This is a genomic window from Vibrio crassostreae 9ZC13 (assembly GCF_000272045.2).
GTDB lineage: Bacteria > Pseudomonadota > Gammaproteobacteria > Enterobacterales > Vibrionaceae > Vibrio > Vibrio crassostreae_C.
Map to the genome: position 1 here is coordinate 960,935 of NZ_AJYZ02000019.1, position 26,858 is coordinate 987,792.

Annotated in this window: 22 protein-coding genes; 5 read left to right on the plus strand and 17 right to left on the minus strand. The window is 43.2% G+C overall.

Annotated features, from left to right (window positions below; translation table 11 throughout):
* Positions 1-34 precede the first annotated feature (34 nt).
* Positions 35-1,066: an L-threonine 3-dehydrogenase gene (tdh, locus tag A136_RS05445; RefSeq protein WP_017059546.1), complete on the minus strand. Its 1,032-nt coding sequence runs from the start codon at positions 1,064-1,066 to the stop codon at positions 35-37.
* Positions 1,067-1,176: 110 nt separating this feature from the next.
* A complete protein-coding gene (locus tag A136_RS05450) occupies positions 1,177-2,370 on the minus strand; it encodes a glycine C-acetyltransferase (RefSeq protein WP_017064793.1) in 1,194 nt (397 codons plus the stop codon).
* 455 nt (positions 2,371-2,825) lie between these two features.
* Here A136_RS05450 and A136_RS05455 point away from each other — a divergent pair, with 455 nt between their 5' ends.
* Complete coding sequence (locus A136_RS05455) at positions 2,826-3,758, plus strand: LysR family transcriptional regulator (RefSeq protein WP_017064794.1); 933 nt, start codon at positions 2,826-2,828, stop codon at positions 3,756-3,758.
* A gap of 49 nt (positions 3,759-3,807) precedes the next feature.
* Here the strand turns inward: A136_RS05455 and A136_RS05460 are convergent, their stop codons facing one another.
* Entirely contained in the window at positions 3,808-4,635 is an 828-nt protein-coding gene (locus A136_RS05460) for a LysR family transcriptional regulator (protein WP_017064795.1), read from the minus strand.
* Positions 4,636-4,793: 158 nt separating this feature from the next.
* Here A136_RS05460 and A136_RS05465 point away from each other — a divergent pair, with 158 nt between their 5' ends.
* Positions 4,794-4,982, plus strand: a complete 189-nt coding sequence (locus A136_RS05465; RefSeq protein WP_017064796.1) for a hypothetical protein — start codon at positions 4,794-4,796, stop codon at positions 4,980-4,982.
* 244 nt (positions 4,983-5,226) lie between these two features.
* Here the strand turns inward: A136_RS05465 and A136_RS05470 are convergent, their stop codons facing one another.
* The 4 genes from A136_RS05470 to A136_RS05485 all read right to left on the minus strand — a co-directional run bounded on the left by A136_RS05470 (position 5,227) and on the right by A136_RS05485 (position 8,815).
* Positions 5,227-6,765, minus strand: coding sequence for a PepSY-associated TM helix domain-containing protein (locus A136_RS05470; protein WP_017064797.1), 1,539 nt, complete (start codon positions 6,763-6,765; stop codon positions 5,227-5,229).
* A gap of 111 nt (positions 6,766-6,876) precedes the next feature.
* Positions 6,877-7,227 carry a hypothetical protein gene (locus A136_RS05475; protein ID WP_017064798.1) on the minus strand — a complete coding sequence of 117 codons (351 nt, stop codon included), beginning with the start codon at positions 7,225-7,227 and terminating at the stop codon, positions 6,877-6,879.
* A gap of 301 nt (positions 7,228-7,528) precedes the next feature.
* Positions 7,529-7,924, minus strand: coding sequence for a cytochrome b562 (locus A136_RS05480; RefSeq protein WP_017059534.1), 396 nt, complete (start codon positions 7,922-7,924; stop codon positions 7,529-7,531).
* Positions 7,925-8,068: 144 nt separating this feature from the next.
* Positions 8,069-8,815 carry a phosphatase gene (locus tag A136_RS05485; protein WP_017059533.1) on the minus strand — a complete coding sequence of 249 codons (747 nt, stop codon included), beginning with the start codon at positions 8,813-8,815 and terminating at the stop codon, positions 8,069-8,071.
* Between the two features lie 321 nt (positions 8,816-9,136).
* Here A136_RS05485 and A136_RS05490 point away from each other — a divergent pair, with 321 nt between their 5' ends.
* Positions 9,137-12,160 carry an HD domain-containing phosphohydrolase gene (locus A136_RS05490; RefSeq protein ID WP_029235257.1) on the plus strand — a complete coding sequence of 1,008 codons (3,024 nt, stop codon included), beginning with the start codon at positions 9,137-9,139 and terminating at the stop codon, positions 12,158-12,160.
* A gap of 42 nt (positions 12,161-12,202) precedes the next feature.
* On the opposite strand, the gene A136_RS05495 is transcribed toward A136_RS05490, so the two are convergent.
* Entirely contained in the window at positions 12,203-13,228 is a 1,026-nt protein-coding gene (locus A136_RS05495; protein WP_017059531.1) for a DMT family transporter, read from the minus strand.
* A 91-nt stretch (positions 13,229-13,319) separates the two neighbouring features.
* Between A136_RS05495 and A136_RS05500 the strand changes: the two genes are divergently transcribed.
* Both A136_RS05500 and A136_RS05505 read left to right on the plus strand, forming a co-directional pair.
* Positions 13,320-14,267, plus strand: coding sequence for a LysR substrate-binding domain-containing protein (locus tag A136_RS05500; protein WP_017064800.1), 948 nt, complete (start codon positions 13,320-13,322; stop codon positions 14,265-14,267).
* Positions 14,268-14,303: 36 nt separating this feature from the next.
* A complete protein-coding gene (locus A136_RS05505) occupies positions 14,304-14,624 on the plus strand; it encodes a heavy metal-binding domain-containing protein (RefSeq protein WP_004730185.1) in 321 nt (106 codons plus the stop codon).
* Positions 14,625-14,771: 147 nt separating this feature from the next.
* Here the strand turns inward: A136_RS05505 and A136_RS05510 are convergent, their stop codons facing one another.
* The 9 genes from A136_RS05510 to A136_RS05550 form a co-directional block, all read right to left on the minus strand.
* Positions 14,772-16,028 (minus strand): peptidoglycan DD-metalloendopeptidase family protein, encoded by a 1,257-nt coding sequence (locus tag A136_RS05510; protein WP_017064801.1) that lies wholly within the window; start codon positions 16,026-16,028, stop codon positions 14,772-14,774.
* 161 nt (positions 16,029-16,189) lie between these two features.
* Entirely contained in the window at positions 16,190-17,029 is an 840-nt protein-coding gene (locus A136_RS05515; protein ID WP_017064802.1) for a tetratricopeptide repeat protein, read from the minus strand.
* A 265-nt stretch (positions 17,030-17,294) separates the two neighbouring features.
* Positions 17,295-18,551 carry a YeeE/YedE family protein gene (locus A136_RS05520; RefSeq protein WP_017064803.1) on the minus strand — a complete coding sequence of 419 codons (1,257 nt, stop codon included), beginning with the start codon at positions 18,549-18,551 and terminating at the stop codon, positions 17,295-17,297.
* A 67-nt stretch (positions 18,552-18,618) separates the two neighbouring features.
* On the minus strand, positions 18,619-20,319 hold the full coding sequence (locus A136_RS05525; RefSeq protein ID WP_017064804.1) for an FAD-dependent oxidoreductase: 1,701 nt from the start codon (positions 20,317-20,319) through the stop codon (positions 18,619-18,621).
* Positions 20,320-20,346: 27 nt separating this feature from the next.
* The gene (locus A136_RS05530) at positions 20,347-21,633 is read right to left on the minus strand and encodes a sodium:alanine symporter family protein (protein WP_017064805.1); all 1,287 of its coding nucleotides are present in this window, start codon (positions 21,631-21,633) and stop codon (positions 20,347-20,349) included.
* Positions 21,634-22,142: 509 nt separating this feature from the next.
* Positions 22,143-22,577, minus strand: coding sequence for a hypothetical protein (locus A136_RS05535; protein ID WP_017064806.1), 435 nt, complete (start codon positions 22,575-22,577; stop codon positions 22,143-22,145).
* Between the two features lie 116 nt (positions 22,578-22,693).
* The gene (locus A136_RS05540) at positions 22,694-22,960 is read right to left on the minus strand and encodes a hypothetical protein (RefSeq protein WP_017059525.1); all 267 of its coding nucleotides are present in this window, start codon (positions 22,958-22,960) and stop codon (positions 22,694-22,696) included.
* A gap of 235 nt (positions 22,961-23,195) precedes the next feature.
* Entirely contained in the window at positions 23,196-24,980 is a 1,785-nt protein-coding gene (locus tag A136_RS05545; RefSeq protein WP_017064807.1) for an ABC transporter ATP-binding protein, read from the minus strand.
* Entirely contained in the window at positions 24,974-26,737 is a 1,764-nt protein-coding gene (locus A136_RS05550) for an ABC transporter ATP-binding protein (protein ID WP_017064808.1), read from the minus strand. The genes A136_RS05545 and A136_RS05550 overlap by 7 nt, the downstream gene beginning before the upstream one ends.
* Positions 26,738-26,858: the final 121 nt, after the last annotated feature.

Genomic DNA, 26,858 nt, shown 5'->3' on the forward strand with positions numbered 1-26,858 from the left:
TCGCCTTTCTAATATCTTGTTACTCAGCTAAAGCTTATTCCCAATCAAGAATTACTTTACCTGACATACCAGAGCGCATCATGTCGAAGCCTTTCTGGAAGTCGTCCACTTTGTAGTGGTGAGTAATGATTGGTGTTAGATCTAGGCCTGATTGGATTAGTGAAGCCATCTTGTACCAAGTTTCGAACATCTCACGACCGTAGATACCTTTGATAACCAAGCCTTTAAAGATGACTTGGTTCCAGTCTACTGCCATGTCTGATGGTGGAATACCTAGTAGAGAGATCTTACCGCCGTGGTTCATGTTAGTCAGCATGCTGTTGAACGCAGATGGGTTACCAGACATTTCTAGGCCTACATCGAAGCCTTCTGTCATGCCAAGATCAGACATTACGTCTTCAAGCTTCTCTTCCATCACGTTTACTGCGCGAGTCACACCCATTTTCTTAGCAAGATCTAGGCGGTACTCGTTTACATCAGTGATTACAACGTGACGAGCACCAACGTGCTTAGCAACAGCTGCAGCCATGATACCGATTGGGCCAGCACCAGTAATTAGCACGTCTTCGCCAACTAGGTCGAAAGAAAGTGCTGTGTGTACTGCGTTACCAAACGGGTCAAAGATTGAAGCTAGATCGTCAGAGATTTCTGCAGGGATCTTAAATGCGTTGAACGCAGGAATCACAAGGAACTCAGAGAACGCACCAGTGCGGTTAACACCAACACCTGTTGTGTTACGACAAAGGTGAGTACGGCCGCCACGACAGTTACGACAGTGACCACATGTGATGTGACCTTCGCCAGATACACGGTCGCCGATTTCAAAACCACGAACTTCTTGGCCAATGCCAACAACTTCACCCACGTATTCGTGACCTACTACCATAGGGACTGGGATTGTGTTTTGTGACCACTCATCCCAGTTGTAGATATGTACGTCAGTACCACAAATTGCGGTTTTCTTAATACGAATAAGAAGATCATTATGACCCATTTCAGGTTTTTCAACCTCGGTCATCCAAATGCCTTCTTCAGGCTTTAGCTTAGAAAGTGCTTTAATTTTCATAATGTTACCTAGTTCATCTCGCCTAACTGTAAGGCGAGAATCAAAAATCTATATATTCTACTGGGTGTTGCTCTATCTAATTAAAGGATGCTCGTGGCATCCCTTTAAAATTAGATGATACCCATGTCTTTACCAACTTGAATGAACGCATCGATTGCGCGGTCTAGTTGCTCACGAGAGTGTGCAGCAGACATTTGCGTACGGATACGAGCTTGACCTTTTGGTACTACAGGGAAAGAGAAACCTACAACGTAGATGCCTTTCTCTAGTGCGCGCTCTGCGAACTCAGCCGCTACTTTTGCATCACCAAGCATGATTGGGATGATTGCATGGTCAGCACCGCCCATAGTGAAGCCAGCTTCTTCCATGCGAGTACGGAAGTGAGCAGAGTTTTCCCATAGTTGAGTACGTAGGTCGCCAGATTCCGCAAGAAGATCTAGAACGCGGATAGACGCAGATACGATTGCAGGAGCAACAGAGTTAGAGAATAGGTATGGACGAGAACGCTGACGTAGCCAGTCGATCACTTCTTTCTTACCAGAAGTGTAACCGCCTGAAGCGCCACCCATTGCTTTACCAAGAGTACCAGTGATGATATCGATACGGTCTACAACGTTGTGGAACTCGTGAGTACCCGCTCCGTTTTCGCCCATGAAGCCCACTGCGTGAGAGTCATCAACCATTACTAGTGCATCGTACTTGTCTGCAAGGTCACAGATAGCAGGAAGGTTAGCCACTACGCCGTCCATTGAGAACACACCGTCAGTTACGATTAGTGTGTGACGAGCGCCAGCTTCTTTAGCAGCGATAAGTTGCTGCTCTAGCTCTTCCATGTTGTTGTTCGAGTAACGGAAACGCATTGCTTTACACAGACGAACGCCATCGATGATAGATGCGTGGTTTAGTGCGTCAGAGATGATTGCGTCTTCTTTACCTAGAATTGTTTCAAACAAACCAGCGTTTGCATCAAAACAAGATGTGTAAAGGATAGTGTCTTCTTTACCTAGGAACGTAGAAAGCTTTTGCTCTAGTTCTTTGTGAGAATCTTGAGTACCACAGATGAAACGTACTGAAGCCATACCAAAACCGTGCTGATCCATACCATCTTTAGCTGCTTCGATAAGAGCTGGGTGGTTAGCAAGACCTAAGTAGTTGTTTGCACAGAAGTTTAGTACTTCTTCACCAGTCGAGATAGAAACCGCTGCTTTTTGTGCAGAAGTAATAATGCGCTCAGACTTGTAAAGACCTTCTTCTTTAACTTCTTCGATTTGAGTTTGAATCTGTTGGTAAAATGCAGAAGACATTGTCTCATTCCTTCCTAGTTATAATTTAGCAGCATCGCGCGCCGCTTTATGTAGGGATGTAAACGATCTCAACACGATCATTTACACTGTAAAACTTATGCCTATATTCTAGTTGAACATCCCCGTTCCGATTATCCCTTTAGTTGGAAAAACATTAATGAATCACAGGCACTAATAATAGTTCATCCCAGTGACATAGGGCACATTAACGCCCTTCACCTGCTTTTTTAAACGCCAAATTAGCTATAATTTCCGTCTAATTTCGCTTTCATATCAAATCTCAATTTTTCATCTCAGAATGCGCAGCAGCAACGCCGCTATACAGATGAGCTTCAAACACAACAACCTATCAGAGCAATCACGTCAATCAATTAATGAAATTGATTCACAAATCAAAGTAAATCGCTCACAATGACCATTAAGTTCATCGTTGAAACTAGCTTAACTGGATACTTATGATTAACCCAAAACTCATCGCCCTGCTTCCGGATCTCGCCTCGTTCATTTTGGTGGTTAACGAAGGTAGTTTTACGGCTGCAGCAAAACAGTTAGGCGTGACACCATCAGCCTTGAGTAAGCTCATCACCCGCTTGGAAAAAGCGCTATCGGTGAAACTGTTTGAGCGTACCACTCGTACCCTTATCATTACGCAAGCGGGTCAATTGGTTTATGATCAGAGTGTGGTGATGATCAACGCAGCGCAACAAGCCGTTGAACTGTCTACCTCCGACCATACCGAACCTGCAGGCTCGATAACGGTAGCGGCGCCTGAAGCCTTCTTGAATTCGGTATTGCAGCCTTTCGTTGTTCCATTCTTAAATCAGTATCCAGAAATCCAACTTAAATTGAGAGCGGCTGACGGCGACATCGATATTTTACGTCAAGGCATCGACATTGCTTTCCGCCTGACTGATAAGCCCGACGAAAGCTTAGTATTGAAAGAGTTAGGAAAAACAAACCTCGTGTTGTGTGCAAGCCCTGACTATTTAGATGCCAAGGGGATTCCTCACCACCCTACCGAGCTGTCTGAACACGACTGTTTGTATCTTGCAGAGACAGACAAAGATCACATTTGGGATTTTCTTAAAGATGATGAATTTCACACAGTACCCGTCAGTGGACGTTACGCAGTTAACCACTCGCAGATGCGGCTGAAAGGTGTGAAAGAAGGTCTAGGCGTCGGTATTTTCCATGACTTCGTGATTCAAGATGCGTTGGCTGAAGGGTCTGTAGTACAAGTGTTGGAAGATTGGACCATCAAGAGTAATTACCATGGTGCGATTGCGATGCAGTTTGCTCAAACCAAGTACATGCCCGCTCGACTGCGTGTATTCATTGATTACGCCATGGAGCACTTAGGTGATAAGTTAGCCAGGGAACTAAAGTAATATTGATAGAGATCTGCTGCTCACAATGTCAGACTAACTAAAAGGATTATTAATTCAAAATCTTATCCAGTTCCATTCTAATAAATGCTGAAATTTCGACCAACTTTCTCGGCAGTGGATTTTGGTAAGGGTAGGCAATATACATGGATCTTTCTGTGTCAAAAACCTGCGTAATATGGATGTTCTTATTTATTTGACTTCCTTTCATAAGATAATTCGGAATCACACCCACGCCTACGCCTTTAGAAACAAAGTTCATTAGAATAGATGTATTATCAACTTCAATTACATCACTATACCTCTGCTTTATCTCCTCTTTATTAGAGTGTCTTTTATAAATTAATAACGTGTTATTTTTAGTATTATCAATTTGTGAGATTACAATATCATTATAGTTTCCAACTTCATGTGCAATCAATGTTTCATCAACAACGTTATTTAGTCTAATTGCAATATCGATATTGCTTTCCAATAAATTTTCAACATTATTATTTGATGATACTTCAAAGTTCACGGCTGGGTATCGTTCTTTAAGGCCTTTAAGAATTTCACCGAAAATAGAAGAGGCGACTGAGTTAGGCATTGTTATTTTAAACTTCCCACCAATACAATCACTAAGTGATTTCGCTCTGTAATTCAACGCTTGTAAATTATCTAAAGCTTCGATGGCAAGCTCTTTGATACTTTCTCCGTGATCAGTCAGAACGAGTTGTCTTGTTGTTCTGTGAACGAGTGTCACTCCAATTTGCTTCTCTAAGGCTGCTAGTTGACGACTGACTTGAGCCTTCGACTTTCCCAGTTCCTTGGAAGCCTCCGTCAAGGAAAGGTGCTTACAAACTGCTGCAAAGCAGATTAGTTCATTGTTCATCAATTCCATGATTGTTACCTATTTGCAACTCTGGGTCACGTTGTATTTAAAATGTCTCCTTAGTATAACTACATTTAGTCGAAGGGGGGAAGTGGCATTAGAAATAATATTCAAGTAATAGACATATTTTAAAAATTAAATCCATAAACTATATACGGGTACATACCATGAAAAAAGAAAAACAAATTTCAAAAAAATTATATAACTTGATAGATAACATTATAAAATTTTATACAAAAGTTTTTGTTACGCTATTTGGTGATGAAATAAATTTCCGTAACAACAAGGATAAAATCAATGTTCGAAACACGTCTGATTTTAGTGAACACATGAAACGAGACCTTGGTTTAGATTAATTGATCAATTTAATTCACTAAATAAAAATAAACCATTTAGACTTCAATATAGTTTCTTATGTGTTAATGCATAATGTCACAAACATTGTCGCAACTCCTGATGGACCACAGCGAGAACGGTATTAATTATCATCGTCTATCAGTTAGAACTAATTTTTTATTAAAAAAATCAAAGTTGAACATATGCTCTTAATCATGAAACTGACCCTCTCAAACAAAGAAGGTCAGTTTGTGTATCAATGAACTAATTAAGAACAGTTTTTAACTTTTCAACACGCGAAAACAGCAGCCAATCCAATAGCATCGCAGCCACAATCGTTGCACCCGCAAGTGGAAACAGTACTGAAATAACAACGACTGTGCCTAAGCCTGCTTTCCATAAGCCAGCATCACCGAACTTAGGTGGCGTGCCAAGCTTACGTTGGCCTGCTGAAGGTCTGCGAATCCACCACATCACTCCGCCGGTCACCGACACAACAATAAACGCCAAGCAGAACAGAGCGTTTAGAAGTTTGTTGATGATGCTGATGTCACCTTGATGCAATGAAATACCCACAGCTAACGTCTTGGCAATGAAGTTATAATCTTGCCATGTCACCTCACCCAGAATACGACCTGAGTATTGGTCGAGGTGTGTCGTACGATCCTGCGTTGGATCGATGATGTCACCGCCCATGGTATTGGCTGTCACCGTGTAAACCCCCGTTTCTGAACGTGGGAAGTTCACCTTGTATTGCGTGAAACCGAGAGCTCGTGCTTTTTCGATAACATCATCAATACCAAAACTGCTTGCTGCCATAACATGTTGAGAGTGGTCTTCGCCCATCTTAGAGTGATCATGAGGTTCAGATGCCTCTTCCACGTGATGTACATGTTTTGCAGGCTTATCTTGAGACAACGGCAGCGGTGTTTGTTCTAGATTCCATAGAAGTTCTTCCTCTGAGCCATGGTTAAGCGATGTGTGCGTCTTATCAGACAGCGGAATATCGTCCCACATTTGAGCAGGGAAAGTGCTCCATGCTTGAACAAGCTTACCGCCCCAAAAACCTGTCCATGCCAATCCAGACAGAATAAACAACAACAGAACGAGCGATAACACACCTCCAATGTTCGCATGCAGATCACGCATTAAAATACGCGTTCCTGAACCAAATCGAAGCTTAAGAAAACCAGCGCGGCTCGCGTTATCTCTAGGTAACCATAAGTAAATACCACTGATGAGCAACAGAATAGACAAGCTTATTGCGACTTCAATTAGATAATCACCCCAATCACCAATCAACAAAGTGCCGTGAATGTCATTCGCGAGTTGGTACAGGCTGTCGCTACGCGGAATCTCTCCGACCACTTCGCCCGTATATTGATTTACCGTGGCGAAGACCGATGTGCCGTCTACAAGTGCTACCGAAAAGCGGTTAGCCAGATCAGGAGCTTTGCTCGGAACAAACTGGGTAACCGAACCTTGTGGGTATTGAAGTTGTACTGCAGCTAACTGTTGTGACACTTTAATCGGCTCGCCCGATGCAACAATCTCTAGGGCTTCGTGGTGGAAAGTCAATTCGATTTCATCATCAAACAGCATCACCAAACCTGTAATGCTCAGCATTAACATAAACGGGATAACAAATAGCCCAGCATAGAAGTGCCAGCGCCATGTGAGGAAATAGAGGGTTTTATTGCGGTCTTTGCTTTTTATATTGGTTTTCGAACCGGTTGTTGCACTGCTTTTAGACTGCGAAGTTGCTTGTGCTTTCGCAGGGGTTTGAGATTCATTTCTCAACATTATAATTTCCTTTGACACACGCAAACATACCTTCTGAAAAATCAGAAAGTAATCTGAGCATGTTTAACTTTACTTAATACTTTATTTTTTAATTATTTTAATGGGTTAGGTTTAAGCAATAACAAAGGGAGGGCCGCGCGGGGCTTGCCTCGTGTAGCGTTCGCTTAGAGCCAAAAAAGCGTAGCTGTCGGAGACAATAGAACTCAGTCGAGTTGTCAGTAGTGTAGTGGGAAGTTCATCTTGGTGAAACGTGGAAAAATGGCTAAACGGACACGGCTTTCCTTTATGAGTATTAGGTTCGCCTTCTTCGATTTGAACCAATTCAAAGCCATTGACCGTACATAACGACGCCCATACTCCCGCACTATTACCATGAGCATTGATAACAGGCATTAATGTCACTAGCGCCCAGCTTAATGCTGTTGCAAGTAACATGAAGAAGTTGAACGAGGTTCGGCGCATTATTCCAAGTCTTTATAAATTTCCCTTATTATGAGGGACTTGGAATATAGGTAAACGTAAAGATTAACAGCAAGTTAAAAAATTGAAGCTAACGCACACTCTTTTTCGTTAAATACTGGTTACAACACTAAAACTAAGAAAGTAATACTCATCTCTTTGCAGCAGGCTTTCGATAAAAGAGACAATAAAAACGCCGCCTTACACCTTCCTCGAAAGAGGGTAATGTAAGGCGGCGTTTTAGAAATCGAATCTTGAGGTTTGCTCTTTGTTACCTATCTAGCAAACGTTCATGATTAACGAATTAACCGAAGATCTTGCTCCAGATGCTTGGGTTACGCTTCTCATGGTACTCTTCACGAAGGCCATCAATAGTACGAAGTTCTTGCTGTGCCGACGCTAAGTCACCTTGGTCTAGCTTCTGCTCAATGCTATCCAGTGATGCACTGATCTTTTTGAAGCCTTCCATGAAGTTGTCTTCTTTCTCGACTGGGTAAACACCCGTTTTCAGCTCTGCCACTAGCGTATCTAAACGAACGATAGGCTTTTGCATCTCTTCAATGCTTTGAGCTTCTGCCGCTTGTTTGAACGCAAGCTTCATTTCTTGCATGTTTTTCTTAAGGTCTACATTAGCAAATGCGTTGCCAGACAATACTGAAGCAGCGATTAAGCCAGATAAAAGGATTGAGCGAGTTTTCATTGTTTCTCCAGGTGAAGCGGTGTCTTTGAAGTTAGAGCCGTCATTACTGTGGCACTTCGACTTTATTATTTTCGGCTAGTGTATACAAAAATCTTTCAGGCACAAAAATTGATTGTGTCGAAATGCAAACCCGCCGACATTCTCTTAAACAAGATCTGAATATTCTGGGATTTCATTACGACCGCGCAAGGCCAAAAAGGCTAGGAACTGCTTTGGCGAATGGGTAATCACTTTACTCGAATCTACGCCCACTTCATCTAACAATGCTGCGACTAAGTCTAAGCCACCGACATCTAAACAGAAATGCGCATCGCTGCCTGTTGTAATAAATGCACCCTTCGCTTTCGCTATTCTTGCAATCTCATAGCAGCGGTCAACACTGCCAACTCGGCTATTGCCTTTGAGTGTGGTGTTGTTGATCTCAATCGCCACGTTGTTCTCAACCGCACATTGAATAACGGCTTCGAAATCGAAATCAAAATTAGGATTGCCTAAGTGACCAAGCGCATCAATTCGACCGCCCTTAATCACATTCAACAATGCTTCTGTATGGGTAGCGACATCCGATGGGCGAAATACTGGCTCATGAAAACTCGCGATCACCCAATCCAAGTTCTTATCCACACTCGGATGAATGTCGATTTCACCCTGTGTGTTCATGATGTTTGACTCAACACCTCGAATAATTGCGACATCTTCAATAAAACGAGGGAGCACACGCTGATTGCTGAAGAACCAATAGTGTGGCGCGCCCGGCATTGATTCTGAATGATCAGTAGTACAAAACATGGCTAAACCATTTTGCTTTGCCGACTTGGCGTTTTCGATCAATGTGCTGTAAGCATGACCACTTGCGTATGTGTGGGTGTGAGTATCTACTTTGAGTTCCATGAATCAATGCCCTCTTCGCTCGGTCAAAATACGTTTTTCAGAAAGTAACTCTGAATCTCTTTCAGGAAAAGAATACTTCAGAAAATGAATGCCTAATGGCAACAATTCGGCCAGTTTATCAGCTGAAAGTGACAATTAGCACCCAAACATAAAGGTTTATTACTGGTTCATTTACACGACACGGGAATACGTGGCTAACCAGAGCCAGCCAGCGCTTGCTCTTATCTAAGTCGAACCGCAAACACTCGGTAATTGCGCCAATTTTTTGCAACCTACCCAAGTTCGTCAATACTTAAGCCAGCCTACAAACTGGAGTGTTAGATGAGAAGAAGACGATATCCGCTGAGTATCCACATCACTAGCCTTTTCCTAATTTTGACAACACTTGTCGGTGCGGTATTGATTTCGATTAGTTATCGGCACTCCCAAGAGCTGCTGCTAGGCACAGTGCGCGAGATCAGTAATGAGCACCGCGACAAACTGGAATCAGTATTTAAACAAGCCATTGCCCCTGTTATCACAACCTTAAATGTGATGGCGGTGAGCCCGTTTGTTGCTCATCAAGCTTCCGCTGTCGAAAAAGACTCTTGGCTTGCTTCGGTCGATATCATCTTCAAGCAAAACACCAATTTGGTCGCTCTATTTTATGGTTCTGAAGATGGTGACTTCAGAATCTTTCGTCCATTAAGCACCAATAAACAGAGAGCCGAAAACAGCGCGCCCGCTAAAGCGACCATGATGGTCAGCAGCACCAATCTAGACGGTGAAAACTTTATTACCTATCTTGATGGCGCACATCAAGTGATCAATACTCGACAAGCAGAGAGTAAGTTCAACCCCACCACTCGTCCTTGGTTTCGTAACGCAAAGCCTGATGGCTCAATACAACTCTCTGAGCCCTATCTATTCTATTTCCTGCAAACCAATGGCATTACACTCTCTAGGCGTTCTGCCGATGGCAAGCATGTGGTTGGTGCCGACTTTACGTTGAGTTCCCTCTCTTCTCAGATCAGTGAATTAGCTTATTCTCCGCAAACCCGACTCGCCTTGTTCGATCAACATTTTAATCTTCTCGGTCAGCATCAACTTGAGCTATCAGTACCCAAGCCTGACTCCCAATCTGATGACACAAGTAAAACTGAGCAAACGAACAACCAAACGACGGGGAATCTCTCTGGCAGTGAGCAAGACCAAAGCTTCTTTAATGTGCCCAAACGTGAACAGATGGAAGCATTGAAAGCGTCCGTTATTGCGCCGCTTATCTCTGATGAAGAGAAGTTTAACCTCAATCTAAAAAACGTTGAGTACAACTTAAACACTTGGGCACTAACGCTAACGCCGGTTCAACTGACTCAAAATGTCACCTTATACTTGGCAGAAGCGACGCCACACAATGAGCTGCTCGCTGATCTTATCTCGATGCGAGACAAGCAAGTTGCGGTCGCGATTGGGATGTTGTTCATCTGCTTCGCTATCGTATGGTTTGTTGCTAATCGACTGTCTCAGCCGCTCAATACGCTGATGCAACTCACCGACAACATCGCTCGGTTCGACTTCAGGCGTACTCATTATCCCAAAAGCATGATTCAAGAAGTGGCTAACCTCGCCCACTCGATTGAGCTAATGGAACACACGCTTCATGATCTGATTACCCTACTTCGAGACACCGCCGGGAATCAGGAGTTTTCGATCTTAGCCAAGAACATTGCTCATCAAAGCTATTTAATTACCAAAGCAGAAACCATTGTCCTTTTCACTCAATCCAAAGAGAAAGACGTGTTTGATACGGCAGCCAACCTTGCCATTCTTCCTTTTAAGGCCGACATCAATGACTTCATCAAACACACGCCTTGGTTGCTGTGTCAGCTTAGATCTGGTGAGACGATCCATTTAAACAGAGAAGACAATGTTCTCAACTATTACCAAGATTCGATCTTCAATTCAGACCTGTACCTATTTCCACTATTAAACCGAGAGAAACTGTTGGTAGGGATTGTGGCAATTGGCTATGAGAGACCAATTACCAAGATGCAGGCAGACAAGCACGCCTTTTTAAGAGAGTTGCTCAGCTTTGCGGAAATAGCGAAAGACAACATCGACCAAATGCAGCAACAAAAAGACATGCTTAATGCCTTTATTGAGCTGATTGCATCGGCGATTGATACCAAGTCACCTTATACGGGCGGGCATTGCCAACGAGTGCCTGAGCTCACCAAATGGCTAACTCAAGCAACCATAGATGATGACCGCTATTACCCGCAATTCTCATTGGACAGTAAACAGTGGGAAGAGTTGATGCTCGCCGCTTGGCTTCATGACTGCGGCAAGGTGACCACGCCTGAATATGTGGTAGATAAGGCAACAAAACTGGAAACCATTTACGACCGAATCCACGAAGTGCGAATGCGTTTTGAGTTGTTGAAACAGCAAGCGGAAACCGATTACTGGAAAGCGATGGCGAACGGTGCACTACAAGAAGAACAACTCAAAATACTCGAACAAAGCCTGTCTGAACTGGATGAGGAGTTTGCCTTCGTTGCTGAGTGTAATCTTGGCGGCGAATCTATGACGGAAGAGCAGCTAGAACGCTTAGATCAAATAGCCAAACGCCAATGGAAACGTACACTGGATGATCAATTGGGTTTGTCTTGGTCTGAAAAAGAGAGATTTAACACCCAAAAAGAGTCGATTGAGAAAGAGAGAACTGAGCCAACAAGTCAGGAAAAGGGTTTGCCTGTCATGGAGCCTCTGCTTGCCGACAAACCGGAGCATAAAATACCTTGGGACAATGGCTTTAACCCTGCCGATGTATGGCAAGAAGCGTTTGTACTTAAGCCCGGAGAAGTTAAATACAACCAAGGTGAACTGCACAATTTGAAAGTACGCCGTGGTACGCTAAACGATGAAGAACGTTTCATGATCAACGATCATATTATCCAAACCTTCACCATGCTCAACAAGTTGCCTTACCCGCCTTACCTTCAAAACATTCCGGATATCGCCAGCGGACACCACGAACGTATCGACGGTAAGGGATACCCAAGAGGCTTAAACGAAGACCAGTTACCTCTGCCGTCCAGAGCAATGGCAATTGCTGATGTCTTTGAAGCGCTCACCTCTAGTGATCGCCCTTATAAGAAAGGTAAACTCTTAAGCGAATCACTCAACATCATGACCGACATGGCCACCAGCGGTCATATCGATCCCAAGTTGTATTTACTGTTTTTGGAAAACAAAATCTACGATAAATACGCTGAGCGATTCCTAGAAATGAACCAACGCTGCGAGATTGACCCGCACGAACACATCGACCGAGTAAAAGAATACATACGCTCATTGTTCTAAGTTTTAAATTAACCATTCAGAGGATAAGCCATAACTCAATGGTTAGCTTTTAGCTGCCGAGTCCAATACCGCAACGTCCACTACAGTCGCTACAGCCACTGTGGTGTGCGGTTTTTGTTTGGCTTTCGCCTTGCTGTGTCTTTTTGCCAGCAATGTATTGGTGATGCTCGCCACGACAATCAGGTTAATGCCAATCATCTGCTGTGTAGAAAACACATCATCAAAGAACAAGCCCTGCCAAAGCGCGCTAAACAGCATGTTAGTAAAAATCAGAGGTGCCAACTGGGAGCCACTGTCTGCAAGCTTATACGCCTTGGAACGGAAGATTTGGGTATTGATGGTAAACAGTGCAAGACCAAGTGATCCGAGAACAATCCAGCGTAAATCGTCAAAAGACAGCAACGCCGACAAGGTTCCTTTCTCTGCACTTTCAAGTACATCAGGCACCGCAGAAACAGAAGTAAACACCACCATTGGTATCACAATAATTGCCGCAACTAAAAAGGTCCACGCGTTAAGCTCTGCCGGAGTCAGGCTGGTTTTAGACGCTCGGTACAAACTCACTTGCGAGCCAGAATTAAATACCCCCGCGAGAAGCCCAAGCAGAAGCGCAGGTCTAAAGAACTCCGAACCCAACTCAAACTGCGACCAATCCCCCGCCATCATCACTACGCCAACAAAGGTGACAGCTAAACACACTATCGTCGTTGTATGAATCTTGGTTCTAAATATTAACTTTTCTAACAATGGAATAAACAGAGGACCAGTACTGAACAACACGACCCCTTCAACTAGCGTTAAGGTTTGCAGTGAAGTAAGGAAACACCACTGACACGCCACCATAAAGATCGCCCGCATCACCAAAGGTTTCCACATTTCTCGTGTCGGCTTGCTGATTTTGTAAAAGGTCAGGAAAAGAAATAAAAACAGACTGGGTAACAAAAAACGCACAAAACTGAGTAACGAAGTGGGCATCACTTCAGATAGATACTTGGCCATCAAGCCACTTAAAGACAAACTGAACGTCGACAACAACATGAAAGTCGTCGCCTTGGTAATATCAGACATAATTATCACCTCCTATGACATCTATTTTAGAGGCGTGACGTAATGAAAAATAGCGAGTAATATTAACTATAACTGTAAGGAAAACTTACCAATGAAAAAACTCGTTCCGCTTAAATCCGTTTATGCTTTCATTGCTGTTGCTGAGACTGGCAGCATGACCGACGCCGCGCGGGTATTGTACGTCAGTCACTCTGCGGTAAGCCAAGCGATAAAGTCGTTAGAACAACTGGTCAACAAGCCTCTGTTTCAACGAGTCGGTCGTCGTGTTGTTCTTAATGCCGCAGGTAAGCGATATTACCGCAAAGTTGCTCCCGCACTTGAGCAAGTGATAGAGGCGACCGAAGAGCTTGCCAGAACGCCTAACGACCACCGCATTACCCTCAACATGGTCAATTCGCTAGCGATGCACTGGTGGATCCCACGAGTTCCCGACTTCCAAGCCTTCGCTCCCTCACTTGATATCCGCATTTCGACGCTAACTGGCCCTTTCGATATCGAGCAGGAAGGGGTCGATGTTGCGCTTGTACATGGCAAACCCAACGAGTGGGAACAATATTACAGCGAGAAACTGGGCGACGATGATCTGGTCTTGGTGTGTAGCCCTACGATATTAAAAAACCAGACCGGATTGAGCGTCGAACAACTCGTCAAACAAAACCCGACCATTGGCGTTTTTAACCTCAGGCGGCAACACGACTGGCAAGTGTGGTGCGACAATTACCAAATCCCAATGCCCACATTCCATAGCAATTTGACGTTCGATGTCTCCATTCAAGCGGTGCAAGCTTCAATTCGTTCGTTAGGCGTACTAGTAACGCATCGCTTGTTTGTGAAAGATGATATCAGCCATGGGATGCTTGTCGAATTGGGTAAACCGGTTGCTAACCCGCACCAAGATTTTTACTTTGTTTGCCCAAAAAACAAATTAAAACAAGAAAGTGTGCTAAAACTGAGAACATGGTTAAGACATGAATTCACACGCTCAGAGACAGCACTGAACGATGACATTCAAGAGCAAGACCAAACTATCAATCAATAAGCGAGTGACAGCTCAGCAAGCTTACAAGAGGCCATTATGATTATTACCACCACACAATCAGTCGAAGGCAAACGCATTGTCGATTACAAAGGGGTTATTGCCGGAGAAGCCATTCTAGGGGTGAACGTTTTCAAAGATATGTTTTCAGGAATTCGTGACTTTGTGGGTGGACGTTCTGGCACCTACGAGAAAGAACTAGAAAAAGCACGTAACTACGCGTTCAAAGAGTTAGAACAGAAAGCGATTGAAGCGGGTGCCAACGCGGTGGTGGGTGTCGACATCGATTATGAAGTCTTGGGTACAGGTAATGGCATGTTGATGGTGTCTGCTAGTGGCACTGCGGTGGTGGTTGCTTAGCCAGTGGCAAACCCATCGCTCAATAGCTCTATCCATCGAATAACGGATTCATTCGCTTAATCGTGTGATTCTCTAAAAATGCCCCTTAGCTAAATCGCTAACTAAGGGGCGTTATTGTATTCGCTGCCAAACTAGGCTTGAATATCTCTAACTCGCACGATCTTCTGGCTCAGAAATCATGGCATCAAAAGAGGCAATTCGAGCCAAAAACTCTTTTCTATCTTTAGGCATAATTGAGCTTGCCATTGGTAAGTTCGCCTTCATTGCATCGACGGCGCGACCACGAACCAATACCTCAAAGTGCAAGTGCGGGCCAGTAATACGGCCAGTAGCACCCGATAGCGCAATTTTCTGACCTCGTTTAATTTGCTGACCTTTCTTAACTAAGAAGCGGCTCAAGTGAAGATAACGCGTCGTATATACGCTGTTGTGTTCAATCACCAAATATTTACCAGCATACGGGTGGTCACGAAGTGCCACCACACGACCATCACCAGTTGAGTAGATAGGTGAACCAACAGGTGTCGCAAAGTCGGTACCATTGTGCGGTGAGATTCGCCCAGTTACTGGGTGTCTTCGTGTCGGATTAAACGAAGAAGTGATTCTTCGGAATTTTCTGTCGACTGGGTATCTATCAAAGGCTTGCTCTAGACTATTTCCCTCTCTGTCATAAAAAAGACCATCTGGTGCTAGAAAAGCTGCGACTTCTCGGTTTCTTAATTGAATTGAGATACCTTGAATTTCTGTTTTACCCGTTAGGTGATCATCCGTGTACTGCTCTTTGACCAATACATTGAAGCTATCACCAGCTCTCAGCTCTCGAGCGAAGTTGACTTTGTCTTTTAGTGTGCGGGTGATATTGGCTATCTGGTTAGTAGTTAACCCCGCTTTGTAGGCTGACGTTGAAAAGCTACCGTGAACACTACCCGCATAGAGTTTTTCTTTCCATTCGCCTGGGATCTCGTGGAATTTATAGGTGAAGCTACCATCATCGTTTCGAGTAAAGGCTGCTTGCTCAACCAAACTCTCGTGATAAATCAGCTCCACAAGCTGTTTTGAGTCACTATCCAAAAGCAACTCTAGATGGTCACCAGGTTTTATTGTGTCGAGTTTCAAAGACTCCAGATCCGCTTCCATCACCTTTTGAACGGTTCCATATGGCAGTTGCCATGACGAAAAGATGTTGCTTAGCGTATCGCCAACTTTCACAAAATAATGGACCTTAACCAAAGAGTTGGGAGTCGCTTGCGAGTCGATGACTTCCTTATCATTAGGTTGAGAACCTTGGTAAGGTGTTATTTTGATAGAGATTTCTGGTGCTGGTTTGGAGTGAAAAGAGAGCAAAGCAGCAAGGGAAAATGCGCTGATCGCAGTAACGATCAGACCAATACGGAGGAACTTCATAAAATACTTAGCGGTTATAACGAGGAACTTAGAAAGTGTTATAACATAACAATTAAATCAAAAAAATAAATGAAATGTAAGAAACCATAGCGCGATAGGTGTGAAAGTATGGTGAGCATGCAAAGCCCACCACCTTAGTTAACACGGATCTTTACCTCATATTACTCTTCACGAAGTACTTCGAAGCGTTCTAAGCCTCGCAGCATCTCAAAGTCCGGCTCTTCAGTTAGCAGCTCTCTCATGGACCCACTGGCTTCAATAGCGCGCTCTAAGTCATCGATAGCTTGACCTTCTGCCCCTAATCGAGCATAGGCGCAAGCACGTTGATACAAGGCATGAGCATTTTGGTCATCGACTTCTAATACACGGTTACAAAGACTCATTGCCCAGTGGTATTCCTGTATATCCATAGCAGCGTCAGCTTTGGCAGTAAGTGCTTCTAAATCTCCAGGACGAACCTTCAGTATTTCATCGTAGATTTCAATTTTTTGCTCTGCCGTTTGTGCGTTCTGTGCTCTCAACCATAGGTTATGAATCTCATTGATAATTTCAATTTCGCGGTTGTTGTCGGAAATGATTCTGGTCTTGCGCTTAAGATCCCGTTCAAGAACATTAAACTTCTTCTCATAGTCTTGAGCGATAGAATTAAGTCGCTTATCAGCCATGTCTTGAGTTGTGTGTTTAAGCTCTTTGATGGATTGCCAACCCACCAGCGCGATAAGAGAGGCCACACCAGCAATAATGTAGAAGAAGTAGGTTACGGTAACATTGGCGTAGTTCAGCGATTTATCCGCTACAGTCAATTCGCGATCCGTCATCTGAATAGTGAGACGTCTCTCAAGGTCTTGCTGTTCCATTCGCAGTTGCTTCAGCTCATCCAATATATAGCGTTCCATCAGCGGTCTATCCAAATACTCCTGTTCAGAGTATTTATCCTCTTCGCTTGCAAAACTCATCGAGCTAAACACCGAGATAACTGCAACCAATAAGATTCGAAGCATTAATGTATTCCTTGGTTTATATTCATGTAACTATATATCGTAATAGAAAAACCATCGAGATAGCCAACCAGTTTTCCGTCACCATATTGGAATTAACACTCTAAAGCATCATTGATAAATATAAAACACCTAAAGCAATATCATTAATCTGTAAGAATTAATCTCCTACCTATTTCGGCTTAATACCTATAAATAAAGCGGAGGTCTAACCTCCGCTTTCATCTAGGACTAGGGCCTGTTGACTATCATTAGCCAATGACCATCATTAGCCAATTTTAGCTGCTGCGCGGTTGCCCAAAATACCACCAGCGACTAGGAAGGCGAAAAATACCCAACCAGAAAGTGATAAATTTGCAATTGGAGTATACAACGCTCCTACGTTACAGCCATTAGCAAAACGAGTACCTAAGCCCATCAGTAAACCACCCATAGCAAACAAGGCCATCTGTTTTGCTGAATAGTTGAACGAGAACTTGAGTTGACCCATAAGTAATACACAAACTAGAGTCCCGACTACGATACCAAAGTTTTGCACTGAAATAGGATGCTCAAAGAATGGCAAAGCAAACATCCCAACAGGTCGGTCAGCAAATGCCGCAACTTGCTCTATAGGAACGCCAAATAACGTCATCGCTTGACCAACCCAAATACCAAATGGTGTTGATGCACCCCAACCGCTTTGTGAGACAGCAAGCATCAAAGTAAACAGTACAACAATCATGGTCGCACTGGCTTTCATAGACCAAGGTGTGACAAACATTGCGTGATACGTCTCTGTGCTGAGCAGTTTAAATGGACGATGGCTTGTTTTTTGAAGTTTGATTTGTTCTTGTTCTTGTTCTTGTTCTACTTCAGTATCGATACCACTATATGTACCGGTAGCACGACGCTTGTCTTCATATTTTTTAGATAAGTAGACGACGACACCCGCCAATATAGTCGTCAATACAATCGCACCTAAATACCCATTCAGCCCATCAAAAGTAAATAGGTCGGGTAAAAATACACCACTCGTGTAACTCGAGCTAGTAAGCATTGAGTCGGTGATCCAAGCTTGAGAACTTTGTAGTGGGAAACCAAGATAGACGCCTAACCCAAAGAAAATCAGAGTAATAAACGCACGAGGAAGATCGGTAACCAGATCTGTCATTACGCCAGACGCACAGCACGAAGAGAACGTCATGCCAAATCCAAACGAAATACCGCCTAAAACCAAGCCGAAGTTGATTGGGTTGATCCACAAATCATAATCTTTAGGATCACTGGTAAATAGGAAACCCGCATTAATAATGGCTGTTACTACAAACAGGAACATTAAAATTTGCATTAACTTGGTTGAGCCACCACGGTACGCACGATTCACACTGCCAGCAAATCCCATAAAGCCACGAGTTAAAGCGTAACCCAGCCCCATACCTACAAGTAAACGAAAGAAAAGAGTTTCTGTTTGTAAAAAAACACCGCCAATTAACACTGCTAGAACAGCAATGATGGCACCTAAAATATTTTGTTGTTTGTTCATAGTATTATCTAAGTCGGGCAATTTCGTCAGCCAGTGTTTTGACTGACGAAATTGATAATCAATAGGTTTAGTCGAAGTTATAGTCTGTAACGATAGGGCTGCGATCAGTTGTCATATCGTTGAAATACTCAAAGAAACTCAATCCCATAAAGCCACCAGAAATGTTATAAACATCATTGAAGCCCATTTTCTGTAGTGCCAATACAGCGTTATAGCTACGTTGGCCGCTGCGACAGTGAATATAAATCGGCTGGTCTTTTGGCAACTCGTTAGTACGGTCACGAATTTCGCTTAATGGAAGATTCACCGCTCCTTTGATATGGCTTAATTCAAATTCATCAGCTTCACGGACATCAACAATTAACGCGCCTTGCTCAACTAGTGGACGAACGTCTGCCCCATGAACTTGCTTAAAATCACCGCGCATCAAGTTGGTGGCAACATAGCCAGCAAAATTCACGACATCTTTCGCCGTACTAAATGGAGGCGCGTAGCACAATTCAAGATCTTTTAGATCGTAGATAGTTCCGCCAAACTTAATCACTGTTGCAATAACATCAATACGCTTATCGATATTACCAATACCAATTGCCTGCGCACCTAAGATTCGACCTGTTGGTACTTCAAAAATTAACTTGAAGTGTGCACCAAATGATTCAGGCATCAAACCAACCTTATCATTAGGGATTAGCTTAACTGTTTGATATTTAATGTTTAGATTGTTCGCTTTAATAAACGCTTCATTCATACCAGTCGCAGCGGCATTGTAACCGAATACTTTAACGACAGAAGAACCAATATATCCGCGATTATCTATCGCCATGCCATTAATATGATCAGCTACACCACGAGCTTGTTTTTGCGCAGGTCCAGCAAGAGGCAACAAGAAAGTATCATTAAATAGGTAACCGTAAACTTCAATAGCATCACCAACGGCATAGATGTTTTCGTCTGCGGTACGGTAGTTTTGATCAACTTTAATTCCGCCTTTCTCACCAAGATCTAAACCCGCATCTACTGCCAGATGAGTTTCTGGTGTAACACCGATAGCCATAACGGTCACATCAGATTCAACCTTGCGTCCAGACTCCAACACAATTGTGTTTTCATCAAACTCAACCACTTTGTCGCCAACAATTAAGTTGACACCGTGTTGATAGATCTCTTTATGTAGAATTTGAGCCATAGTGTAGTCAAACGGCTTCATTATCTGATCCATGGCTTCGATAAGCGTGACGCTATAACCCGCCTCTTGCAGGTTTTCTACTGTCTCAACTCCAATAAAACCGCCACCAATCACCGTAATATTTTTAGGGTTTGTTCCTTTAATATGTTGGTTTAAGCGATCAATATCGACCACATTACGGATAGAAAACACTTTCGCTTTCTCAATTCCAGGTATCGCTGGCACAATAGGTTTCGCACCAGGAGATAGAATCAACTTGTCATAAGATTCTTGGTAAGTTTCACCCGTCAATACATACTTGACCGTAACCGTTTTCTCTTGACGGTTGATAGAAACCACTTCTTGGCTGACTCGCGCATCAATTCGGTATTGTGAAGCAAACTTGTCAGGACTCATCAACACCAAATCTTCAGCTTTCTCTACAGTGCCGCTGAGATGGTATGGTAAGCAACAATTTGAAAAAGAAACATGAGGCCCTTTTTCGAACATCACTATTTGGTCTTCTTCACTATGACGACGTAGTCGAGCGGCTGCAGAAGCACCACCAGCGACACCGCCAACAATTAGAATTTTTTTACTCATAATAATTACCTTGTAAATAGTTGTAATTTAAAAATTTGAATGGCGTAGATAACGCGAAATTGCAATTAGGTTGATAGCTCCCACCAAGAACATCAGCAAATTAGAGGCGTCGAAGATCACGCCAAAGTTCGCAACGCTTAAGCTCCCTGAAGCACTGATTAATATAAGGTAGGTAACGATACGTGCGTTTATCGGCAGATTTAAGCTGGTATTAACGTAGTGGAAGGATCCTAAAATCGTGGTAAAACCAGAGATGATGAAAAACGCCAGAACGACAGCTGCACCGGGCACTCCCGTCACATAGTATGCGGTAAAAATAAACCCTTTAATTCGGCTGAAGCCGTCGGCAACCAATTGGACGTCGCTGAAATGATGTCTACCATATGAAAAAATATAGCTCGTGATTATTACAGCGATAAAAATACTGATAATTGTCGCCAGGCTTTGAACCATAGCTTCGCGACGAGGAGAATTAAGACGCTCAGAGCTAGATAAAGCTGCAGTGCCTAACGAGGTCTCACTGATTTGAATGATACGCTGAAAGCCAAAAATCAATCCTAATGGTAAACCGAAGCCTGCGGAGCGTAACTGAATAAAATCGTGATATACGATAGATAGATAGTCGAGAACAAAATCCGATGTTTTAAGGACGAATACACAAAAGAACAGTACGTAAGCAACGATTAAACTAAAAATCATCGACGAAAGTGTACTAACAAAAATTTGATGGCTCTTGGTAAAAATGACTAAACTAACCGCTAAGAGGATAGGTACGACAATACCAAAAAGTGCCGATGTCGAAGTAAACTCATAAGAAAAGAACTGCTCTGAAAACAAGCGAACAACGGTTTGGACGCCCGAAAACTGAAACCCAACAAAACCAAAAGCATACAAGGCAACTAAACCAAGCGCGTAGATCTTTGACGCTGAATGACCAAAATACTTAGCGATAAATTGGCGTGGATTCAGGCGAGTAACTTGCGTGAACAATACTTCAGAATAAGTAATTGGGACCATGACCAGCATACCAATCACAATCCAAAGTACAATTCCTTCACCACCCGCTCCATTAAGCGAGCTAAGCCACATTGCCGCTAAGACACCAATAATGGCTCCCGTCCCTGTTTTTGACGCGAGTGAAATGGATAAAGCACTACTGATTTTACTAAACTTCCAAGGGCTATCATCTTGTGGTGAGATAACTTTTCGAATCTTGAGCATACGAAAATTAATGTATAAACCTAGAAGAATAAGAAGCGGTAAAAAGGCCGCCCACAAGGCATCACTTACGTAGTTTACCCAAAATGCGATCATCGAAGTTTAGCCCTTGTATTGCGATTTAGCTCCTTTTTGATAACACACCGAAATCCTTTCGCTGCTACGAGGTTTACCTCGTTCAATTCGCCGTGCAATATAATAAACTACTAATTTAGGGTAAAGTGATATACGCATTTTCATTGTGTCAAATCAACTTCTAACAGTCTCCTGACATAAAGTTAAAGGCAACTACCAACTGAAATTATTTTACATAACCCGCCCTCAGATATAACTATATCGCCCTTATCGACAACCTTTAGCTAGTACTTCCCCTCTTATACCATCACGGTAAGTGACCATAAATAGCGTAAGAAAAAAGCTTGAGAACAAGGCAGTGCTTTTCGATAAGTAGGTATTCTACAATCAAAACCCTAACGCAGTTATCGAGATTTTTAACAAGCTAGAATAACCCGTTATTAACTACGATGGGTATTAGTACCGTGCTCACCACACCACCCACAAAAAAGCCATAGCATGTTCGCTATGGCTTTCTTATTTCAATTTGATTACTTGGTTTGAGTATCAATCATCACTTGCCAGTATTCACATTTAGCCAAGAACTCTTTTAAATAAAGCTCTGGGTTAGCAAGTTTCTCACCGCCTTTAACATCAGCACCAGTCACACGCCAAAAGCCACGAGTGACCAAGTTTCGATGATAAATAAAATCGTTGAGTTCATTAGCCTTCAAAGGAAGTTGTTCACCAAACGTATTTTCGTAGCGGCTCAGAGTCGAGGCTTGTTCACTTGGCTTCTCCCTTAAAAAGGTATCCAAATCCAAACCTAATGACTGTTGCTGCTCTTTTGATAGGGCTTTAGCTAATTTAGAGATCACACTGAACAGAGCCAACTCAACTTTTTGAGACGCTAATAACGATGCACCTAAAAGCGCATGTTCGTTGGAAATATGTTGTTCTGTTGATGAAACGGTTGCTGTTGTCACTGTGTTAACCTCAAATAATCATAACGGGTGTTACTGAACTGGATAGAGTCTTTTCACTAAGCTGAATCTTATTCTTGTTATTAAGAAGAATCTTGCAGCTAAGCAGAGCCTTTCGACTAAGCAGAATCTTTTAGCAGAACACGGTCAGCATCAATAATGGTGAAGCCTGATGCATCTTCATTCTTTTCGACTTGCACTAAACCTTTAAAACCAATCTGCGACAGCTTCTTCGCAAGTTGATCTGGTGCTGTTTCAAAAACAACATTCATAAAAGGTAAAGACTCAGCATCAACAAAACCATGCTCGTTAAACAGTTCCATTGCTTGAGATAAATGGTCTGAGTCGGTTAATTCGATAATTTCTACAACTTCTTCCAACAACATTTTCGATTCCATATTCGCCAGAAAGTGACTGACACAAGCCGGTTCTTTTTGCTTGCATACATCCCGATGCCCTAAGACACCCCTTTAGTAGTAGGGAGATCATAACATATTAATAATCGTAAAATATGTTTTATTTTCCCTAAGCTACTGGGAATACTAGAAAAGAATAGAATTTGGTGAAACATAAGCAACACCAATTCATAGTATCGATAACGGTAAACCTGATTTGAGGTGATCAGGCAACCGTTACTTGAGAATCGCCCGTTTCTACAATCGATTCTTGTAACAAGCCAGCATAAATACCATTGTGTGCCACCAGCTGTTGATGATTACCTTGCTCAACAATTTCACCCTTTTCCAACACCAAAATCGTATCTGAGTGACGAACGGTACTCAAACGGTGTGCAATCGCAATCACAGTTTTTTCCTTGAAAAGGCGCTGCATTGCTTTTTGAATCAGGTCTTCGGTGATTGAATCTACCGAACTGGTCGCCTCGTCAAGCATCATCAATTGACCACCCTGTGCAACCGCTCTAGCGAACGAGATAAGCTGTGTTTGCCCTACAGACAAGTTGGAGCCGTTCTTTTCCAAGTGGAAGTCATAACCTTGTGGCAATTGTTCAATAAACTTATCGGCATAAACATAGCGCGCCGCCTGTTCAACCTCAGTTCTAGATAGATGCGTTTTGCCCAGCGCGATATTGAATTGAATGGTCTCTTCAAATAAGTGCACGTCTTGCATCATCATTGAGAACAAATGAGCAGAGTCTTCACTTGAGATCTGTGACAGCTCTATTCCATTCAACAAAATGCTGCCTTCATAATCTTGGTAGGTTTTAGAGATCAGACGCAGAATCGTCGACTTGCCCGAACCCGTCGAACCCACAAGGGCGATTTGATGCCCTTTCTCCAATACAAACGAGACATTCTTTAGAACGTAGGGAGAGTCGTCTTTGTAGCGGAAGCTTACGTTCTTAAACTCTAGGCTCACAAACTGTTCAAGCTGTTTCTCAACCTTGTTAGATGGCAGCAGGTTACGCCCTTCCTCTTCAGTCGGCTCAACAAACAGTTCTTCAATATGGTCAAACGCTGCAAATGAACTCTGAATCGAAGCGATCTGCGAAGTAAAGTCTCGGATCGGAACAAACACTTTCTCTAAAGTATTGATGAACGCAATCAGCACACCCAAGGTGAGCGCTCCTTCTATCACTTGCTCAGAGCCATACCAGATCATAATCGCGATAGTGATTGAAGTGATGCCGGAGATAAACGAGAACAAAATCGCATCGTATTTATTGATCTTCTTCTGCGCTCTTAAAAACTCATCGGTATAGCCTTGGTAGCGTTGCTCGACTTGCTCTTCCGCTCGGTACATCTGAACGGTTTTCATGCCAAATAAGACTTCTTGTAAAAAGCCAATACCGCGAGCCAACGAAGAACGAGTCACCTTATAGAGTGCACGAAGTCGGTTTCGTACATAAACCGTCAAATACATCACTGGTGGCATAATGATCAATACAATCATCGTTAACTGCCAATCAATAAAGAACATCATCACTAACAGAGCAATGGTATTGATGCTGTCTTTAACTAGCCCGACAACCGACTGAACAAACGTCTCGCCGATGGTTTCCAAATCACTGGTTAATCGTGAAAGCGTTACGCCAATCGGTGTGTTATCAAAATAGCTGCGTGGCAGTTTGAGCACGCGAGCAAACAACACTGAGCGCATGTCAGTTATCGTGTATTGCCCGGTTTTACGTAGGTTGTACGAATAGGTGGTATCCACCACATAGCTCGCCACCAGCACGGCAACGAGATAGAAGACGTACTCGAGCAGTCCATCCATATCCCCGTGACTCAGGTGAACATCGATCACTTGAATGATCAGCCAAGGGAACAACAAGCTCGTGATGACAGAAAGAGGAAGCATAGCGATGCCCAGAATCGCAGAGCCTTTGTATTTCTTAGCAAACTTAAAAAAGTGCTTGAGGTACTTGAGATCAACACGTTTTAACATGCTGCTGCCTCCGTTTCATTCTGCTGTAGTTGCCATGTATCGTAATAGTAATCACAGGTTTTCAATAACGTGGCGTGGTCGCCCTTCGCGATCACTTTACCTTCGTTCAACACGATGACTTCATCCATATATTCAAGGGCATTAACGCGGTGTGAAACCACAAGAACCGATTGATTTTCCAAACGTTTAAACAAACCTTCCAAGATCTTACGTTCTGTTTCATAGTCGACAGCCGATAGAACGTTATCCATGATGATCAGGTCGGTGGGTTGCAATAAAGCACGCGCAATACTTAAGCGCTGCTTCTGACCACCTGACAACATGATCCCTTTCTCACCGACTAAGGTTTGATCGCCGTGTTCAAAACGTGTCACATCACTAGCCAACTGGCTGAGCTCTAGCACTTCATCAACCTGACTCTTTGCCAAATCGGTATCTAGGCTACCAAAGCGGATATTGTCTTCGACGGTTGCTGAAAACAGGTAAGGGTCTTGAGTCACGGTTTTCACGTAACGGCGTAAGTCACTGCGTGAGAAGCTAGTGACATCTCTTTCACCAAGGAAAACAGAACCTTGTGGTACATCCAAGTGGTGGTTTAAGCAGTTCACTAATGTCGTTTTACCCGCTCCGATCCCGCCTAACACACCCACTTTCTTACCTGCTGGAATATCAAAGCTGATGTCATCGAGAATCACGCGTTCTTCACCTGAATAGCTGAAGCTGAGGTTGCGAACAGAAAACGTTTTTCCCTTCAGTGATTCAACATCTAGTTCAGTCAGCTTATCTTCATCAAGCTCCGGGACTTTGGCATTAAGAATGGTTTGTGCACTTTGAATACCTACCATGCCACGCTGATAAATGGTCGCGATTCTGCCAAGTTGCATCAATGGCATAGCGAGCAAAACCGAGTAAGTCAGAAAGGCGGTAATCTCACCAAGTGTGAGTTCCTGTCTCATTAACATGTAGCCACCAAGCCCAAGAATGATGATTTTCATCAGGTCATTGGCGTAGTCGAGTACCGGCATAAAGAAGACTTGAATGCGTGTAATTTTAAGGCGGCATTCAAGCAATAACTGGTTCAGTTTTTCAGTTTCAGCTTTCACCCAGGGTGACATCTGCTGGCTCTTAATGAGATCAATCCCAGACAGGTAACTCATTAGCTGAGCAGACAGATTTTGTAGGCGCTTCATGTGCTCTAAATGCAGTATTTTCATACGCTTGAAGCCCACACGGAAAATCACAAAAGCGATTGAGATAGGAATGATCGAATACAGTGTGAGTTCTGGCGATATGCGCCACATGTAAAGAGGCGTCAACGACAACGCAAGCAAGGCATTGAAGAACTGCAAGAAGCCGACACCAAACATCAGTCGAATGCCACTAAGGTCATTGTTGATAATCGAGATCAGTCGACCCGAAGCAAAGCGTTCGTGAAAGCTGCTCGGTAAGCGATTCAACTTTTGTAGAAGTGTACTTTTAAGTGCGGCCTCTGTAATTCGCCCCGGATTAAGCGCATAGATACGAGACAGAATTCTCACCACCACCATGGCAACCGACATCCCGACCACAATCCAAACATAGGTTTGAAGCTGTTGGTGGCCAGTTGAAGAGGCATCATCAATCAAATCTATCGCCAATTGGATATAACGAGGGATCTCTACTTGTAACCAGTTGACGAGAAAGATGAACACAATCGCCAATAAGTACGAGGTGCGATTCATGCGCAGATAATGGGCAATAAACTGTCTTTTATTCATAGTATTCTTTGTTTAGGGCAGGCTCACAGCGAGATTTAACGATATAACCGGGCAGTTAAGCTAGATAGGTTCATCGCTGAGGTAAAGATACATCAAAAACACTTAGTTGACAATATCAACC